The sequence below is a fragment of the Geodermatophilus sp. CPCC 205506 genome, assembly GCF_051383635.1.
Taxonomy (GTDB): Bacteria; Actinomycetota; Actinomycetes; order Mycobacteriales; family Geodermatophilaceae; genus Geodermatophilus.
Genome location: NZ_JALPKP010000062.1, coordinates 1 through 16427, shown reverse-complemented (window position 1 = coordinate 16427; position 16427 = coordinate 1). Strand labels below are relative to the sequence as shown.

General features: G+C 77.0%; 14 protein-coding genes. 7 read left to right on the top strand and 7 right to left on the bottom strand.

Features of this window, described 5'->3' with window-relative positions; genetic code table 11:
- Positions 1 to 10 precede the first annotated feature (10 nt).
- Positions 11 to 754 carry a hypothetical protein gene (locus MY520_RS24545; protein ID WP_436695309.1) on the bottom strand — a complete coding sequence of 248 codons (744 nt, stop codon included), beginning with the start codon at positions 752 to 754 and terminating at the stop codon, positions 11 to 13.
- A gap of 89 nt (positions 755 to 843) precedes the next feature.
- Complete coding sequence (locus MY520_RS24540; RefSeq protein ID WP_436695308.1) at positions 844 to 1842, bottom strand: Gfo/Idh/MocA family protein; 999 nt, start codon at positions 1840 to 1842, stop codon at positions 844 to 846.
- A gap of 35 nt (positions 1843 to 1877) precedes the next feature.
- Here MY520_RS24540 and MY520_RS24535 point away from each other — a divergent pair, with 35 nt between their 5' ends.
- Entirely contained in the window at positions 1878 to 2180 is a 303-nt protein-coding gene (locus MY520_RS24535) for a DUF4031 domain-containing protein (protein ID WP_436695307.1), read from the top strand.
- Here the strand turns inward: MY520_RS24535 and MY520_RS24530 are convergent.
- Both MY520_RS24530 and MY520_RS24525 read right to left on the bottom strand, forming a co-directional pair.
- Positions 2125 to 2778, bottom strand: coding sequence for an HD domain-containing protein (locus tag MY520_RS24530; RefSeq protein WP_436695306.1), 654 nt, complete (start codon positions 2776 to 2778; stop codon positions 2125 to 2127). The genes MY520_RS24535 and MY520_RS24530 overlap by 56 nt on opposite strands.
- Entirely contained in the window at positions 2775 to 4046 is a 1272-nt protein-coding gene (locus MY520_RS24525; RefSeq protein WP_436695305.1) for an ArgE/DapE family deacylase, read from the bottom strand. Before MY520_RS24525 ends, MY520_RS24530 begins: the two co-directional genes overlap by 4 nt.
- A gap of 62 nt (positions 4047 to 4108) precedes the next feature.
- Between MY520_RS24525 and MY520_RS24520 the strand changes: the two genes are divergently transcribed.
- The 5 genes from MY520_RS24520 to MY520_RS24500 all read left to right on the top strand — a co-directional run bounded on the left by MY520_RS24520 (position 4109) and on the right by MY520_RS24500 (position 11117).
- Entirely contained in the window at positions 4109 to 4912 is an 804-nt protein-coding gene (locus MY520_RS24520; RefSeq protein ID WP_436695304.1) for an LURP-one-related/scramblase family protein, read from the top strand.
- A gap of 301 nt (positions 4913 to 5213) precedes the next feature.
- Entirely contained in the window at positions 5214 to 6521 is a 1308-nt protein-coding gene (locus tag MY520_RS24515; protein ID WP_436695303.1) for an MFS transporter, read from the top strand.
- A 132-nt stretch (positions 6522 to 6653) separates the two neighbouring features.
- The gene (locus tag MY520_RS24510) at positions 6654 to 6785 is read left to right on the top strand and encodes a hypothetical protein (RefSeq protein ID WP_436695302.1); all 132 of its coding nucleotides are present in this window, start codon (positions 6654 to 6656) and stop codon (positions 6783 to 6785) included.
- A gap of 41 nt (positions 6786 to 6826) precedes the next feature.
- Positions 6827 to 9877: a helix-turn-helix transcriptional regulator gene (locus tag MY520_RS24505; RefSeq protein ID WP_436695301.1), complete on the top strand. Its 3051-nt coding sequence runs from the start codon at positions 6827 to 6829 to the stop codon at positions 9875 to 9877.
- Between the two features lie 385 nt (positions 9878 to 10262).
- The gene (locus MY520_RS24500) at positions 10263 to 11117 is read left to right on the top strand and encodes an IclR family transcriptional regulator (RefSeq protein WP_436695300.1); all 855 of its coding nucleotides are present in this window, start codon (positions 10263 to 10265) and stop codon (positions 11115 to 11117) included.
- 3 nt (positions 11118 to 11120) lie between these two features.
- On the opposite strand, the gene MY520_RS24495 is transcribed toward MY520_RS24500, so the two are convergent.
- From MY520_RS24495 to MY520_RS24485, 3 genes are all read right to left on the bottom strand, one after another.
- Positions 11121 to 12908, bottom strand: a complete 1788-nt coding sequence (locus MY520_RS24495) for a DEAD/DEAH box helicase (RefSeq protein ID WP_436695299.1) — start codon at positions 12906 to 12908, stop codon at positions 11121 to 11123.
- A 253-nt stretch (positions 12909 to 13161) separates the two neighbouring features.
- On the bottom strand, positions 13162 to 14022 hold the full coding sequence (locus MY520_RS24490; RefSeq protein WP_436695298.1) for a CPBP family intramembrane glutamic endopeptidase: 861 nt from the start codon (positions 14020 to 14022) through the stop codon (positions 13162 to 13164).
- Position 14023: 1 nt separating this feature from the next.
- Positions 14024 to 14341, bottom strand: coding sequence for a hypothetical protein (locus MY520_RS24485; RefSeq protein WP_436695297.1), 318 nt, complete (start codon positions 14339 to 14341; stop codon positions 14024 to 14026).
- Positions 14342 to 14445: 104 nt separating this feature from the next.
- Between MY520_RS24485 and MY520_RS24480 the strand changes: the two genes are divergently transcribed.
- On the top strand, positions 14446 to 16427 hold a 1982-nt coding region (locus tag MY520_RS24480), incomplete at its 3' end, for an ATP-binding protein (RefSeq protein WP_436695296.1).

Here is a 16427-nt window from a genome sequence, read left to right as displayed (position 1 = left end):
CGCCACCCGATCAGTCGTCGTCGCGGTCCCGGTCGTCGTCGCCGCTGTGCCGGCCGGACTCGGCGCTGCGCTCGGCGGCCTCGCGGGCCTCCTCCGCGGCCTCCTCGGCGGCCCGCTGGGCGTCGCGGCGGGCCCGCTCATCGGCCTCGCGCTGCTCCTCGGCGGCCTCGCGGGCCTCCTCCGCGGCCTCTACGGCGGCCCGCTGGGCGTCGCGGCGCGCCCGCTCATCGGCCTTGCGCTGCTCCTCGGCGGCCTCGCGCGCCAGCCGGGCGGGGTCGTCGGAGTCGTCCGGGCCGTCGCTGGGGTCGGCGGCGCCCGCGTCCCCGCGGCCCTGGTCGGGCGTGCCGTCGTCGTCGGAGCTGCCGTCGTCGGACCCGTCGAGCCCCGAGTCGTCGGTCTCGCCGGCGTCGCCGGAGCCCTGGTCGGGCGTGCCGTCGTCGTCCGACGCGGTCGGGTCGGCGGCGCCCGGGATCTCGGTGGGGTCCGCCCCGGGGCCGTCGCCGGCTCCGTCCCGGCCGGAGTCGTCGATCTCGCCGGCGTCGGACACCGGATCGTCGGAGGACGGCGCGTCGAAGGGGGTCACCGCCTCGATGGCGCCGGCGATGCCGTCCTGGACGCCGCCGGGCAGCACGCCGGCTGCCCCCGCCCCGGTGACGCCGGCGACGGCCACGCCGACGCCGGCCGCCGTCTGCACGACGACCGAGGCGGAGCCGAACTTCGCGGCGAGTGCGGTGATGCCCTGGATGAGGAACACGGTCGGCTCCCTGGATGCCGGTGGGTGTAGTCACTCCACTCATCGGCAGCCGGCGCCAGAACTTGAACTTTGGAGGAGATCTCCCCTCATCAGGTGAAGGCGGCCGGGTCATCGGCGTGCCGGATGCCGAGCTGGTCGGCGGCCTGCCCCAGCACGGCCTGCACCGCGAGGGTGTCGGACAGCGGCATGACGGCGCTCTCGGTGCGCCCGGCCTGCAGGCAGGCGGTCACCTCGGCCAGCTCGTGCGCGTAGCCGGTGCCGGTCGCCGGCCGGGTGATCGTCTCGGGCTCGGCGCCCGCGCGGTGCAGCACGATCGTGTCCGGGTGGTGGAAGCGGGGGAGGACGTCGATCCAGCCGCCGGTGCCCATCACCCGCGCCGCGCCGGGCGTCGGGTACCGCAGCGACGTGGTCAGCGTCGCCGTCCGGCCGTCGGCGTAGCCCAGCAGCAGCGCGGCCTCGGCGTCGGCCCCCGTCGGGAACAGCGAGCCGGCGACGTGCACCGTGTCCGGCGTGCCGAGCAGCATCTGCGCGAACGAGACGACGTAGACGCCGAGGTCCAGCAGCGCGCCGCCGCCGAGCTCGAGGGCGAACAGCCGGTCCAGCGGGTCGTAGTCGCGGGCCACGCCGAGGTCGGCCTGCACCGAGCGGACCTCGCCGATGGCGCCGTCGGCCACCAGATCGCGCAGCCGGACGACGGCCGGCTGGAAGCGGGTCCACATCGCCTCCATGACGAACACGCCGCGCTCGCGGGCCCGCTCGACGACCGCGGCGGCACCGGCGGTGGTCGCGGTGAACGCCTTCTCCACCAGCAGCGCCTTGCCCGCGTCGATGGCGGCCAGGGCGATGGCGGCGTGCTGCGGGTGCGGCGTCGCCACGTAGAGGACGTCGACGTCCGGGTCGGCCAGGATGCCGGCGTAGGAGCCGTGCGCCCGCTCCAGCCCGTGCCGGCCGGCGAACGCCGCCGCGCGGTCGGCCGACCGGGAGGCCACCGCCACCGGCCGGGCGCCGTGCACGTGGGCGAAGTCGGCCATCACGTTCTCCGCGATGCGCCCCGGTCCCACGACGCCCCAGCGGATCTCGGCACTCACCGGCACGACGCTAGCGGCGCGGGCAGACTGGCGCCGTGGCTGTCCTGATCGACACCCCGGCATGGCCGTGGCGTGGCCGGCTGTGGTCGCACCTGGTCAGCGACGTCTCCTACGAGGAGTTGCACGCGTTCGTCGCCGTCGAGCTCGGCATCCCGCGGCGGGCGTTCCAGGGCGACCACTACGACGTCCCGGAGGAGCTCTACGACGTCGCCGTGGCCGCCGGCGCCGAGCCGGTGGGCGCGCGGGAGCTGCTGGCCCGGCTGCGCGGCGCCGGGCTGCGGCTCAAGAAGGCGCGGCCGCCGGAGGCGGCTCGGCGGCCCGCGTCCTCAGCAGGCTGAGCTCGGCGGCGATGTTGGCCCGGGCCAGGGGCGTCCACTCGGCGGCCACGGCCGGGAGCCGGTAGAGCGCCGGCAGCGCGAGCAGGTGCTCCAGGACGGCCGTGCGCCCGGCGGTGAACTCGGCGTCGGAGAGGTGCCCGTACTCCGCTCGGATCGCCGAGGCGTAGCCGGCGTAGGCCGCCGGCGGGCCGGCCAGCACCGCGAGGTCGGCGTCGCAGAGCACCGCGCCGTTCGGATCGTCCGGCGCCGGGTCGTGCCTGGCAGTGAGCAGCACCAGCCGGACCACCTCGGCGACCCGCTCCTCCGGCACCAGCCCGCGCAGACCGGCGCGTGCCCGCTCGGCGCTGACCTGCTCGTTGTCGCCGCGCCGCGGGTCGTAGACGACGTCGTGGTACCAGGCGGCCAGCCGGACCGCGGCCGGGTCGGCCGCGGCTGCGGAGAGCTCCCCGACCAGGCCGAGGACGGCGGCCAGGTGCGCGAGGTCGTGGTAGCGCCGGTGCGGCTCGCTCCACGCGGCGACGACGGCGGCCCACTCCGTGCGCGACGTGGGCGAGTCGCCGGCCAGCTCCGCCCACGCCTCGAAGCCGACGAGGCTCATGCCACTCCGCAGCTGCGCAGGGTCAGCAGCGCGAAGGCCCGCGCCGCGGTGACCAGCTCGGCGAGCGGCACCCGCTCGGTCGGCCCGTGCGCGAGGTGCAGGTCGCCCGGCCCGTAGTGCAGTGTCGGGATGCCGGCGGCGGCGTACAGCCGCAGGTCGCTGCCGGCCGGGATGGCGCGCTCCGGCGGGGCGCCGGCTCCGGTGTCGGCGACCGACTGCCGGACGGCGGCCAGCAGCGGGTGCCCGTCGGGTAGCGAGCCGCTGGCGAACACGCCGCCGGTCCAGGTGAGCCGCACCGGATGGGCGGCCAGCCACGGGGAGCCCGCGCAGATCTCCGCCAGCCGGGCCTCGAAGGCCGCCCGCGCATCGGCCACCGGCTCGCCCAGCCGGACGCCGTAGCGCCCGTCGGCCACCAGCCGGTCGGGCACCGAGCTGGCCCAGTCGCCGGCCCGCACCCGCCCGATGCTGATGCCGTACGGGTAGCGGACGCCGCCGAAGCGCGGGTCGGCGTCCACCTGCCGCTCGGCCTCGAAGGCGCGCAGCCCGGCGTGCACGTCGGCGAAGAGCTCGACCGCGCTCACGCCCTGCTCGCGGTGGGCGGCGTGCGCGGCGTGCCCGGTCACCTCCAGCCGGAAGGTGAGCGCCCCGGCGTGGGCGGTGACCACGGCGCCGGCGGTCGGCTCGGGGATGACGCAGACGTCACCGCGGTGCCCGCGCCGCAGCGTGGCCCAGGCGCCGAGCCCGCCGTCCTCCTCGCCCACGACGGCGTGCACGGCGACCGGCCGGGCCAGCCGGACGCCCGCCGTCCGCACCGCGGCCAGCGCGGCGAGGGAGGCGACGACGCCGGCCTTCATGTCGCACGCCCCGCGGCCGTGCAGCGCCCCGCCGGCGATCCGCGGCTCGAACGGGTCGCCGGGCCACAGCGCCCGGTCGCCGGCCGGCACGACGTCGGTGTGCCCGGAGAACACCAGGGCCGGGACGCCGCCCTGGGCGGCCGGCGCGGTGCCGACGACGCCCCAGGCCTCGGAGCGGTCGACCTCCTGGCCCGGCGCGTCGGGGGCGGCGGCCGCCTCGGCCAGGTCGATCTCCCACCGGTCCACCGCGCAGTCGAGCTCCTCGAGCCACCCCGCGACGAGGTGCTGCACCTCGCTCTCCGCGGCGGTCCCGCCGATCGACGGGACGGCGACCAGCTCGCGCAGCCGGTCGACCAGCCACTCCTCGTCCACCGCGGCGAGGACGCGGGTCTCGGCGTCGGAGAGGTCGGTCACCCCGCGGAGTCTGGCACGCGGTGGACGGGTCGCGACCGCTCCGGGCACTAGCCTGACCGGCCGTGACGCAACCACCCCCGCCGCCCGGCTGGTACCCCGACCCCGCCGGCAGCGGCGGCACCCGGTGGTGGGACGGCGCGGGCTGGGGCCAGCACGTGCAGCGGCCCGCACCGCCACCGAAGCCCGCCCCGACCGTGGTCGCGCAGCTGCCGCCGCCGCCACCCCCGGCCGCATCCCACGCCGCCGCGCCGGCGCCGCGGGGTTCGGGGCCCTCTCTGTACGAGCAGCCGGTGCTCGTCGTCTCGCAGCAGACCAAGCTCGTCGAGTTGACCAACGAGTACGCCGTCCTCGACGGGCAGGGCCGGCAGATCGGCGCGGTCGTCCAGGTGGGGCAGAGCGCGCTGAAGAAGGCGGTGCGGTTCCTGTCCAGCGTCGACCAGTTCCTCACCCACCGGCTCGAGGTCCGCGACGCCGCCGGTGTGGTGCTGGTGCTCACCCGGCCGGCGAAGTTCGTGAAGTCGCGCGTCGTCGTCCAGCGGCCCTCCGGGGAGGTGCTGGGCGAGCTCGTGCAGGCCACCGTGTTCGGGAGGATCCGCTTCGACCTGGTGGTGGCCGGCCAGGCGGTCGGGGCCATCCAGGCGGAGAACTGGCGGGCCTGGGACTTCTCGATCACCGACGCGGCGGGCACCGAGGTGGCGCGGATCACCAAGACCTGGGAGGGGCTGGCCCGGACGCTGTTCACCACCGCCGACCGGTACGTCGTCCTCGTCCACTTCCGGCTCCCCGAGCCCCTGGCCAGCATGGTCATCGCCTCGGCGCTCACCGTCGACACCGCACTGAAGCAGGACGACCGCGGGTTCAACTGACTCGGGCCGATCCGTGTGCGGGGGCGCGACCGCGGGTAGCCTCGGGAGCGTCCGGGCCGGGTGCATCGTGCCCCCGGGTGCCAATTGGATACCGCCTCCGCGGACTACCGCCCCGACCTCGGTCGGGGGCCTGGAGCCGCGTTGTGCAACTCGCCGCGAGGCGGCCGTCACCCGGTCCGGACCCTCGTCCCGCAGCCCCCGCCCTCGCGGACGGGGGCTGCCGCGGTTCGACGTGCCGCCGCCGGACACCCCGCCTACCGTCGTCCGGAGTCGGGGAACCGGGCGACGTCGGGAGCGACCCATGGCAGGCGCTGTGCACCAGGGAGCCGGTACGACGGCGGTCGAGGAGCGGCACCGGCTGCCGGTGCGGACGCTCGTCTCGGCGAGCATCGGCAACGCCGTCGAGTGGTTCGACTGGACGGTCTACGCGACGTTCGTCGTCTACTTCTCCGGCCAGTTCTTCCCGTCGGAGAACGAGGCGCTCGCCCTGGTCGGGGCCACCTCCGCGTACGCCCTCGCGTTCTTCTTCCGGCCCCTGGGCGGCTGGCTGCTCGGCCGGTACGCGGACCTGCGCGGCCGCAAGGCCGGGATGCTGCTGACCATCCTGCTCATGGCCGGCGGGTCGATGGCCATCGCCGTGCTGCCGACGTACGAGGCGGTGGGCTGGCTGGCGCCGATCCTGCTGCTGCTGGCCCGCATCGCCCAGGGCATGTCGCTGGGCGGCGAGGTCTCCAACGCCTCGGCCTACCTGGCCGAGATCGCCCCGCCGGAGCGCCGCGGCCGCTACTCGGCGTTCTTCTACATCTCCACCGGCACCGCGCTGCTGCTGGCCTCGCTGCTCGGCGTCCTGCTGACCAACGTCCTCACCGAGGACCAGCTGCAGACCTACGGCTGGCGGATCGCCTTCGCCGTCGGCGGCCTGCTCGGCCTGATCGGGCTCTGGCTGCGCCGCTCGCTGGAGGAGACGGACCAGTTCGAGGAGAACGCGGCCAAGGCCCGGGCCACCAAGGACCCGCTGCGCCAGACCCTGCGCCACCACCCCAAGGCGGTCGGCCAGCTGATCGCCTTCACGATGCTGTCGACGCTGTCGTACTACACCTTCTTCAGCGCGCTGACCCCGTTCGCGATCAGCTTCCGGGGCGCCGACGACGGCGACGTCTTCCTCGCCCTGTCCATCGGCACCGCGCTGTTCGTGGCGCTGTGCTACCCGTTCGGCGCGCTGTCGGACCGGTTCGGCCGCAAGCCGCAGATGCTGGTCTGGTCCGGCGCCTACGCGGTGCTGATCGTGCCGCTGTCGCTGCTGGTGCAGGACGACCTGCTGTCGCTGGTCGTCGTCTTCTGCACCGGGCTGGGGCTCTACGCCCTGCTGGCCTCGATCGCACCGGCGGTCATGAGCGAGCTGTTCCCCACCGAGCTGCGGGCCACCGGCATCGGCGCCTGGTACAACCTCACGGTCGCGACCTTCGGCGGCACCGCCCCGCTGGTCATCACCGCGCTGTCGGGGGCCGGCTACCCGCTGGTCTTCTTCGTCTACGTCGCCGTCGCCGCGGTGATCGCCTTCGTCGTCATCCTCACCCTGACGGAGACCAAGGGCACCGAGCTGCGCTGAGGTCCGTCTGAGGGGCCTCAGACCGGCCTCAGGGCCGCCCGAGGGGTCAGGACTGCGCGACCGGCGGATGCCCGGCCGCCCCCCTCAGCACGACCGTCGACGTCGTCGAACGAGACGACGGAGGAGACGGTCATGGCGACGTACCCGAACCCCGGCCTGGAGGCCGAGCTGGCCTACCGGCGCGAGGTGCTGCAGCAGATCGGCCGGGGGACCCGCACCCGGCGCGGTCCGTGGTTCTCGCGCCGCACCCGGCGGGTGAGCTGAGAGAGGACCCCCTCCTCCCCACCCCTCGCACGGTCGGGGCGGTGCCCTGGAGGGGGCCGGCCGCCCCGGCCGTCGCGGTCCCGTCGGGGGTGCGTGCCACGATCCTCGACGTGCCGCAGTGGGACGACCGACCGTTGGTCGGCCGGGACGAGGAGCTCGCCCGGCTGCTCGCCTCGGTCGACCGTGCCCAGGAGGGGCGGGCCTGCGCGGTCCTGCTCGCCGGCGACGCCGGTGTCGGCAAGACGCGGCTGCTCGACGAGCTCGCCGTCCGGGCGGGTGACCGCGGCTTCCGCGTGCTCACCGGCCACTGCGTCGACCTCGGCGACGTGGGGCTGCCCTACCTGCCGTTCGTCGACCTGCTGCGGCCGGTCGCCGGCGAGCCGCTGACCGCGGCCGGGCAGCCGGCGCTGGCCGGCCTGCTCTCCGGTCGGGCGCCGGTCGCCGTCCCGGACGCGCCGGCCGGCGAGGCGGCCGACCTCGGCCGGCCCCTGCCGCAGCTGGCCCGCCCGCAGCTGGACGACGGCCGGCTGCAGCTGTTCGAGTCCGTCGCCGGGCTGCTCACCGAGCTGGCGGCGGCCACCCCGCTGCTGGTCGTGCTGGAGGACGTGCACTGGGCCGACCGCTCCAGCCGCGACCTGCTCCGCTACCTGCTGGCCCGGCTGGACGACGACCCGATCGCGCTCGTCGTCTCCTACCGCGCCGACGACCTGCACCGCCGCCACCCCCTGCGCCCGCTCCTGGCCGAGCTGGTGCGGCTGCCGGGTGTCGAGCGGCTGGAGCTGGGCCCGCTGCCCGACGCCGCCGTCGGCGAGCTGGTCCGCGGGCTCGGGCAGGACGTGCCGGAGTCGACCGTCGAGGACGTCGTGTCGCGCGCGGAGGGGAACGCCTTCTACGCCGAGGAGCTGCTCGCCGCCGGGCTGGCCGGGGAGACGCTCCCGCTCGCGCTGACCGACGTGCTCCTCGCGCGGGTGGAGCAGCTCGGGGAGGCCGCCCAGCGGATCCTGCGGGTGGCCGCGGTCGCCGGGCGGCAGGTACGGCACGACCTCGTGGCCGCGGTGAGCGGCCTCGGACCAGCGGAGCTCGAGGCGGCGCTGGCCGAGACCGTGCACCGCCACCTGCTGGTCGTCTCCACCGACGGCCGCTACCGGTTCCGCCACGCGTTGCTGCGCGAGGCGGTCCTCGCCGACCTGCTGCCGGGTGAGCGGGTCCGGGTGCACGCGGCGATCGCGGCCCACCTGGCCGCGACCCCGGGCGCGGGTACCGCCGCGGAGCTGGCCCACCACGCCCGCGGCAGCAACGACCTGCCCGGCGCGCTCGCGGCGTCGCTGGAGGCGGCGGCGGAGGCCGCCCGCGTCGGTGCCCCCGCCGAGCAGCTGCAGCACCTGGAGGCCGCCCTGGCGCTGTGGCCGGCGGTGCCCGACGCGGCCGAGCGCGCCGGGCGCGACCAGGCCGCGCTGCTGCTGGACACAGCGGCGGCCGCCCGCCGGGGCGGTGAGCTGCACCGCGCGGTGGCCCTGCTGCGCGCGGCCCTCGACCTGCTCGGGGCCGACGGCGACCCGGTCAGCCGCGCCCGGGTGCACTACACGCTGGCCCAGGCGCTGGGACGCATCGAGGACCAGGCCGCGGCCCACCGGGAGAGCAGGCGGGCCATGGCGCTGGTCCCGGCGCAGCCGCCGTCCGTCGTCCGCACCTGGGCCGCGGCGACCCACGCGCGCACGAGCTACGACCTGAACCGGTGGGCGGAGGGGGATGCCGCCGCCGAGGAGGCGCTCGCCGCGGCCGACGCGCTCGGTCTGGACAGCGCCTGGGCCGACACCGCGGTGTCGCTGGCGCGGGTCCGGGGCTTCGGGGACCGCGCCGCCGTGTGCGCCCGCCTGGAGGAGGCGCTGGCCCGGGCCCGCCGGTCCGGCGACACCGACGTCGAGATGCGGGTGCTGTTCAACCTGGCCGTCGTCCCGTACGAGGCCGGTGCCGTGACCGAGGCGCTGCCGTGGATCGACGCCGGGCTCGACCGGGCACGGACGCTCGGCGTGGAGTGGGCGTTCTACCCCGCGGAGCTGCGGCACCTGGGCGTGGTCGGCCGCTACGTGTCCGGCGACTGGGACGGCAGCCTGCGGTTGGCCGAGGTGCTCGCCCGGGTGCCGGAGATGTCGGCGCACGTCCGGGCGGCCGGGCTGCTGGTGCAGGTGGGCCGCGGCGACCCGGCGACCGCCGAGCGGGTGGCCTGGGCCCGGGGGCTGGCCGCCCGGCTCGACGCGCACGTGCTGCTGCTGCTGGCCACCGCCGGCGCGGAGATCGACCTGGCGGCGTGGGCGGGCGACCCGGCGACCGCCGCCGAGCGGGCCCGGTCGGCGGTGCGGCAGGTGCACGCGCTGTGGGGGTCCGACCGGCTGGCGGTCGTGCGGCTGGTCGCGACGGCGCTGGCCCCGCTGGCCGACGCCGCCGCGGCCGCGCGCCTGACGGGGGACGACGCCGGCGCGCGCCGCTGGGTGTCCGCGGGGGAGGAGCTCGCCGACCAAGCCCGGGCGGCGGTCGACGACCACCTGCGCGCGATCGGCGGGTTCGGCGCCGAGGGCGCCGCCTGGCAGGCGCGGGTCGAGGCCGAGGCGGCCCGCCTGGCCGGCCGGGTCGAGCCGCGGCGGTGGCGGGCCGCGGTCGACGCGTTCGGCTACGGGCACGTCTACGAGCAGGCGCGGTCCCGATGGCGGCTGGCCGAGGCGCTGCTGGCTGCCGACGAACGCGAGGCCGCGGCCGAGGAGCTGCGCGCGGCTGCCGCGGTGGCGGTGCGCCTGGGTGCGGCGCCGCTGCGCGCCGCCGTGGTCGCCCTGGCCCGGCGGGGCCGGCTGGCGTTGGACCTGCCCGGCGCCGGTCGGGTGGTCGAGACGGCGTCGGTGTTCACCCCCCGCGAGACCGAGGTGCTCCGGCTGCTGGCGCAGGGCCGCACCAACCGGCAGATCGGCGCCGAGCTCTACATCAGCGAGAAGACGGCGAGCGTGCACGTGAGCAACATCCTGGCCAAGCTGGGCGCCGGCGGGCGCACCGAGGCGGTCGCGCTCGCCGCCTCCCGTGGGCTGCTGCCGACCGCGAGCTGAGCCGTCGCGGTCCGGGCGGGCCGGGGGTCGCCGCTCCGACCGCCGCGGGCCGCGCCGGAATCGCCGCCGGACCGACCAGGTCCACCTGCGGGAGCTCGTGCTCTGCCCCCTGTGGTGGGCAGAGCACGAGCACCGCCGGGGGTGCACGGCCCGCACTGCTTTCGTGCTCTGCCCACGGTGGTGGGCAGAGCACGGGCGTGCGGGACGGGGTGCCTGCCCGAGGGAGCGGCCGCTCCGAGGCCGCAGCGCCGCCCCGGCCGGTTTCCACGCCGTGGAAAGACGGCTGGGCGGTGGCCGCCCGCGCTTCCTACCGTCGCAGCGAGGGACGGCGGTCGGCCCGGGCATCCGCGCGCCGCGGGAACCCGCAACCGGCCAGGGAGGCCCGATGACAACGATCGACGGGGACGTGCAGGCGGGTCCGGTGCGGCCGGCGGCCGCCGCTGTGGAGAACCCCGAGCGCCGGCTGTCCCCGACGCAGCGCGCGCTGCGGGTGCTCACCTGCTTCTCATCGTCCCGGCCGGAGCTCACGCTCACCGAGCTCTGCCGGATGACCGGCCTGCCGATGTCCACCACCCACCGCGTGGTCGGCGAGCTGGTGCGGGGCGACGCGCTGGTGCGCGGGTTGAACGGCCGGTACCGGGTCAGCCTGCGGCTGTGCGAGGTGGCCGCCTCCTCGCCGGACGGGGCGGGCCTCCGGGAGCTCGCCTGGCCGTTCCTCGAGGACGTCTACGAGGCGACCCGCGAGACGGTGGTGCTCGCCGTCCGGGACGGTCTGCAGGCGGTGTTCGTGGCCCGGCTCTCGGGCCGCGAGTCGGTGCCGGTGTTCTCCCACCTGGGCCGACGGCGGAAGCTCACCGAGTCCAGCGCCGGCCTGGTCCTGCTCGCCCACGCCCCGGCCGAGGTGCAGGAGACGGTGCTGCGTGGGCCGCTGCCCCGCTACACCGCCAAGACCATCACCGACCCGAGCCGGCTGCGGTCCGTGCTCGCCGAGATCCGCCGGTGCGGGCACGCGGTCAGCGACGGGGCGCTGAGCCTCGACTCGCTGTCCTGCGCGGCACCGGTGCGCGACGGCGACGACCGGGTCACCGCCGCGCTGTCCGTGGTGCGGCACGCCCAGGACGCCAACACCCGCCATCTCGTCCCGGTGGTCATGGCCTCGGCCCGCGGCATCTCCCGCGCGCTGGGTGCGCCGTCCGCGACGCGGGCGACGTCCGGCCCGAGGAGCCGCTCGACCGCCTGACGGTCAGAGCATCGTGCGCAGGCGCTCCCGCCGCGCCCGCAGGACGTCGACCGAGGCCGAGGCCGACGGTGGCCCGGGCACCGACTGGCGCAGCTGGGTGTGCACCACCGCGTGCGGCGTCGAGGTCTTCGCCGACACCCGGCTGACCAGCCGGTTGATCTCCCGCCGCAGCTCGGCCGCGTCCCGCCAGGAGCGGCCGGCGTCCTGCTCGTCGGGGTGGTCCTGGACGAGCGGCAGCTCACCGGTGTCGTCGTCGTGGTGGGCACGGGAGGCGATCCGGATCCGCAGCTCGTCGTCCCGCTTGGCCAGCAGCTCGGCGGTCTGCTCGGCGGTGAGCAGACCGGGGATGCCCAGGAAGTCCTCGTCCTCGGGGGCCACCGAACCCGGGGTCCCCTCGCCGGTGTGCGCCGTCCCGCCCTGCAGCACGTGCGCGAACCGGGCGTCGGCCTCCAGGGCCTCCCACTGCGTGACGCCGTCGACCTCGCGCTCCTTGGGCGGCAGCGGCTCGAGGTCGAGTTCGTCGCCCTGCTCGGTCTTCGGCGGGGGCATGACGTGGTTGCGCTGCTCCTCCATCGACGCAGCCAGGCCGAGCAGCGGCCGGACGGCGGGCAGGAACACGGTGGCCGACTCGTGCGGCGCCCGGGACCGGACCACGCGCCCGACCGCCTGGGCGAAGAACAGCGGCGTCCGGTAGGAGGTCATCCAGGCCAGGACGGCGGCCCGCGGGACGTCGACGCCCTCGGAGATCATCCGCACGCAGACCGCGATCCTGGCCGACCCGGTGGCGAAGCGCTCGATCTTCTTCGACGCCTTGGGGTCGTCGGAGAGGATCAGCTCGGCCGCCTTGCCGGTGACCCGGCGGACGATCTTGGCGTAGGCGCGGGCGTCGTCCTGGTCGCTGGCCAGCACCAGCCCCGCGGCGTCGGGCATGCCGTTCTCGCGCAGGTGGGTGATCCGGTCGTCCATCGCCGCGATCACGTGCGGCACCCACTGGCCCTTGGGGTCCAGCGCCGTCCGCCAGGCCTGCATCTCCACCGACCGGGTGCCGGCCTCCGACAGCGAGGCGGCGACCACCTCGCCGGCGGAGTTCCGCCAGCGCGAGGTGCCGGTGTAGGCGGCGAAGACGACCGGCCGGACGACGCTGTCGGCCAGCGCCTCCTTGTAGCCGTAGGTGTAGTCGGCGCGGCTGACCAGCCCCATGCCGCCCTCGCCGTCGTCACCCTCGAAGCCGTCCTCCTCGTACCGGACGAACGGGATGCGCTCGTCGGCCTTGGTGCGGAACGGCGTCCCGGTCAGGCAGAGCCGACGGGCGGCGCGGCCGTAGGCCTCCTCGACAGCCTCGCCCCAGGAGAGGCCGTCGCCGGCGTGGTGCACCTCGTCGAGGACGACCAGCGTCTTGACGGCGGTCGCGCGCGCGGCGTGCAGCATCGGCTTGCCGGCGACCTGCGCGTAGGTGGTCACGTAGCCCTGGGTGCCGGCCCGCACCGGGCCGACGGCGTTGGTGAGCCCGGGGTCGAGCACGATGCCCATGCGGTCGGCCGCGTCGGCCCACTGCAGGCGCAGGTGGTCGGTCGGGCAGACGACGATCACGCGGGCGACCTCGCGGCGGGACAGCAGCCGCGCGGCCAGCGTCAGGGCGAACGTCGTCTTGCCCGCGCCCGGGGTCGCGGTGACCAGGAAGTCCTTCGGGGAGCTCTCCTCGTACCTGTCGAGCGCGGCCTGCTGCCATGCCCGGAGCGGTCGGCTGGTCGTCTGCGGGCCGATGGCCTCCGCTCGTGCTGCGCTCCCCATGTCGAGGGCCATTCTGGTCGGGCCGGGGGAGACACGCCCAACCGGCCACCTCCGGCGCGCCTCCCCTCCGGGGACGTATGGCGGCCGCCGACGCGCCGCTGACCTGCGCGGACGGCGCGAGCCGGGGTGCGGTGTGGGGATCGTCATGCCGCGTGGCGGACCGGCACGTCACGCCCCGCGGGTCCCAGCCGTCCCGCGGCACGCAGTGGAGTGCCCCGGGCGGGAACCCCGCCCGGGGCACTTCGGCGCGCGCTCAGCGCCGGGCACGCACGACGAGCAGGGCACCCGCGGTGTACAGCGCCGCCGCGACCACGGCGTACAGCGTCGGCTGGCCCCCGCTGAGCAGGTCGTCGACCAGGTTGCCCTCGTTGTTGGCGGCGTTGAATGTCGCGTGCACCAGGCCTGCGGCCAGCAGGCTGCCCGCGGCGCCGCGCACGGTGGCGCCGACCATGAGCCGGATCAGCGCGCCGACGACGAACAGCGCGCCGACCGCCAGCGCGATCCGCCCGGGGTCCAGCTCCCCGATGAACTGCAGCGGCAGGTGGACCAGGGCGAACGGGACGGCCGTGAGGACGGCGGCCGGCAGGAACCCGTGCCGCCGCTCCAGCCGCCCCTGGAAGAAGCCTGCCCAGACCGTCTCCTCCCACAGGTGCACGAGCAGCACCGCGGTGAGCACCGAGAACGCCCCCGAGGCCAGCGTGGCCAGCAGCTCGCCGGTCACCAGCTCGCGCCCGCCGGCGACCCCGGCGGCGAGGGTGAGCACCGGCAGGGCGAGCAGCACCGCCGCCCACCAGCCGGCGCCGAACCGCCACCGCACCGCGCGGCGCAGCAGGGTCCGGACGCCGGCCCGCCCCTCGGTGACCGAGGTGACCCACAGGGCCGCGGGGAGCATGACGAGCACCGTCAGCGCGAGCGCGAACGGCTCCTCGGGCAGCGCACCGCCGGGCAGGACACCGTGCGCGGTCAGCGCCGGGACGGAGACCAGCGGCCAGCCCACCGCCAACACGAGGACGAGGAACGCGGTCAGCGGGTGCCGGGCGACCCGGGCCCGGAGGCCGGTGCCGGCCGGTGGGGTGCCGGGGCGGAGCGGACGGGGTGCGTCGAGCGCGGACATGTCAGGACCTGCTTCCGGATCGGGACGGGGGGTCCCCGGCCAGCGCCCGGGCGGGGGAGACCGACGCGGTGGTCAGGGCGGCCAGGTCGCGGGCGAGGACGACGTCGGCCTCCCGGGCGGCGTGCACCAGGCACAGGCACCGGCACTCGTCCGGGAGCAGCCAGGCGGCGCACCAGCGGATCGCCGTCCCGGCCGAGCCGAGCCGGGTCACCGCGCGGTGCAGGGCGCGGTGCATCTCCACCGCGTCGTCCGCCGACGGCGGGCAGCTGCGGACCTCGACCAGGTAGAGGCCCGCTCCGCCGTACCGCCGCTCACCCACGCCGGCCACGCTCCCGCCGGGGTCGCGGCGGCACATCGGGGGAGCTACGGAGGGCGGTACGGGTACTGCCGCGGACCCGTACCCGGCGGTTACCGTGCCGGGCCATGGCGAGGCGGGCTGCCCCCGGCGCGGGCGCCCGGCTGCCCGCCGAGCGCAGCTCCTTCGTCGGCCGGCGGGCCGAGCTCGGCCGGCTGCGCGGGCTGCTCGCCGGCGCGCGGCTGGTGACCCTCGTGGGCCCGGGCGGGGTCGGCAAGACCCGGCTGGCCCTCCGCGCGGCCGACGGGCTGCGCCGGTCCTTCCCCGACGGCGTCGCGCTGGCCGACCTCACCGCGGTCGCCGACCCGGCGCTCGTGGCCGCGCAGGTCGCCGCCGCGCTCGACGTCCGGGACAGCACCGGCCGCTGGCTGCCGGCCTCGCTGGCCGAGGTCCTCGGCGGGCGGCGGGTGCTGCTCGTGCTCGACAACTGCGAGCACCTGCGGGACGCCGCCGCGGTGCTGGTCGACGCGCTCACCGGCACCTGCCCCGGGCTGTCGGTGCTGGCCACCAGCCGCACGCCGCTCGACGTCCCCGGCGAGGTGCTGTGCGCGGTGCCGCCGCTGGCCGGCGCCGACGGGGTGGCCCTGCTCGAGCAGCGGGCGCGGGCCGCGGTCCCGGACCTCGAGCTGACCCCCGCGGACGACGCCGCGCTGGCCGAGCTGTGCTCCCGCCTGGACGGCATCCCGCTGGCGATCGAGCTGGCCGCCGTCCGGCTGCGCGCGCTCACGCCCGGCCAGCTGCTCGACCGGCTCGACGACCGGTTCGGCCTGCTGCGGCGGTCCGGGCCGGCCGGGCCGGAGCGGCACCGCACGCTGCGGGCGACGATGGAGTGGAGCGCCGACCTGATCGACGAGCCGGAGCGGGTGCTGTGGCGGCGGGCGGCGGTCTTCGCCGCGGGGTTCGACCTGGCCGCCGCCGAGGCGGTCTGCGCGGACGGCGAGCTGCCCCGCGCGGACGTGCTCGACACCCTCACCCGCCTGGTGGAGGCCTCCCTGCTCGGCGTCGACCGGACCGCCGACGGGACGGCGTTCCGCATGCTGGAGACCGTCCGGGCGTTCGGCCGCGAGCTGCTGGACGGCTCGGGCGAGGGCGAGGTGGTGCGCCGGCGGCACCGCGAGTGGTGCGCCGGCCGGGTGGCGGAGGCGGCGGCGGGCTTCCTCGGGCCCGGCCAGGTCGCCGCCTTCGACCGGCTGGCCGCCGTCCACCCGGAGGTCTCGACCGCCCTGGAGCACTGCCTGGACACCCCGGGCGAGGCGGCGGCCGGCCTGGCACCGGCCGCCGACGCGTGGCTGTACTGGGAGGCCCGCGGCCACCTCGGTGAGGGGCGGCGCTGGCTGGACCTGCTGTTGGCGGCGGCACCGGGAGACGCGCCGGGACGTGCGCACGCCCTCGTGGTGGCCGGCTACCTCGCGCTGGCGGCGACCGACCCGGCGACCGCCGTCCCGCTGCTGGAGCAGGGGCTCGCGGCCGCGGCCGGCCGGCCGCAGGTGGCGGCGATGGCCACCCAGTACCTCGGCCAGGCGGCGCTCTTCAGCGGGGACCTCGAGCGCGCCGACCGGCTGCTGCGCGAGGCGGCCACGGCGTACGCGGCGCTGGGCGAGCCCGCGGCGGCCTTCTGCTGGGCCGACGTCGGGGTCGCCGCGCTGCTCGCCGGGGACCCGACGGCGGCCGATCCCGCGTTCGCCACCAGCCTGGCGACCGCGGCCGACCCGTGGACGCGCTCGCACGCGCTGTGGGGTCGCGGCCTGGCGCGGCTGACCGAGGGCGACCCGGCCGAGGCGGCGCGGCTGGAGGAGCGGGCGCTGCGGTTGATGCGCGAGGTGGACGACCGCAGCGGTGTCGCGCTGTGCGTGGCCGCGCTGGGCTGGGCGGCCGCGGCGTCCGGGGACGCCGACCGGGCGGCGCGGCTGACCGGCGCGGCCGAGGCGGTCTGGCGGTCGATCCCGGCGTCCGCGCCGGCGCCGCTGGCCGCCTGGCAGGAGCGCTGGGCCGGCCCCGCCCGCCGTGCCCTCGGGGAGCAGCGGTGGGCGGCCCGGGTGGCCGAGGGGCG

What these genes read in the sequence shown, in the direction of transcription:
- MY520_RS24530 (WP_436695306.1), bottom strand. Translation starts at nt 2,778, where the DNA reads ATGAGCCTCGTCGGCTTCGAGGCGTGGGCGGAGCTGGCCGGCGACTCG.
- MY520_RS24515 (WP_436695303.1), top strand. Translation starts at nt 5,214, where the DNA reads ATGGCAGGCGCTGTGCACCAGGGAGCCGGTACGACGGCGGTCGAGGAG.
- MY520_RS24510 (WP_436695302.1), top strand. Translation starts at nt 6,654, where the DNA reads ATGGCGACGTACCCGAACCCCGGCCTGGAGGCCGAGCTGGCCTACCGG.
- MY520_RS24500 (WP_436695300.1), top strand. Translation starts at nt 10,263, where the DNA reads ATGACAACGATCGACGGGGACGTGCAGGCGGGTCCGGTGCGGCCGGCG.
- MY520_RS24495 (WP_436695299.1), bottom strand. Translation starts at nt 12,908, where the DNA reads ATGGGGAGCGCAGCACGAGCGGAGGCCATCGGCCCGCAGACGACCAGC.
- MY520_RS24490 (WP_436695298.1), bottom strand. Translation starts at nt 14,022, where the DNA reads ATGTCCGCGCTCGACGCACCCCGTCCGCTCCGCCCCGGCACCCCACCG.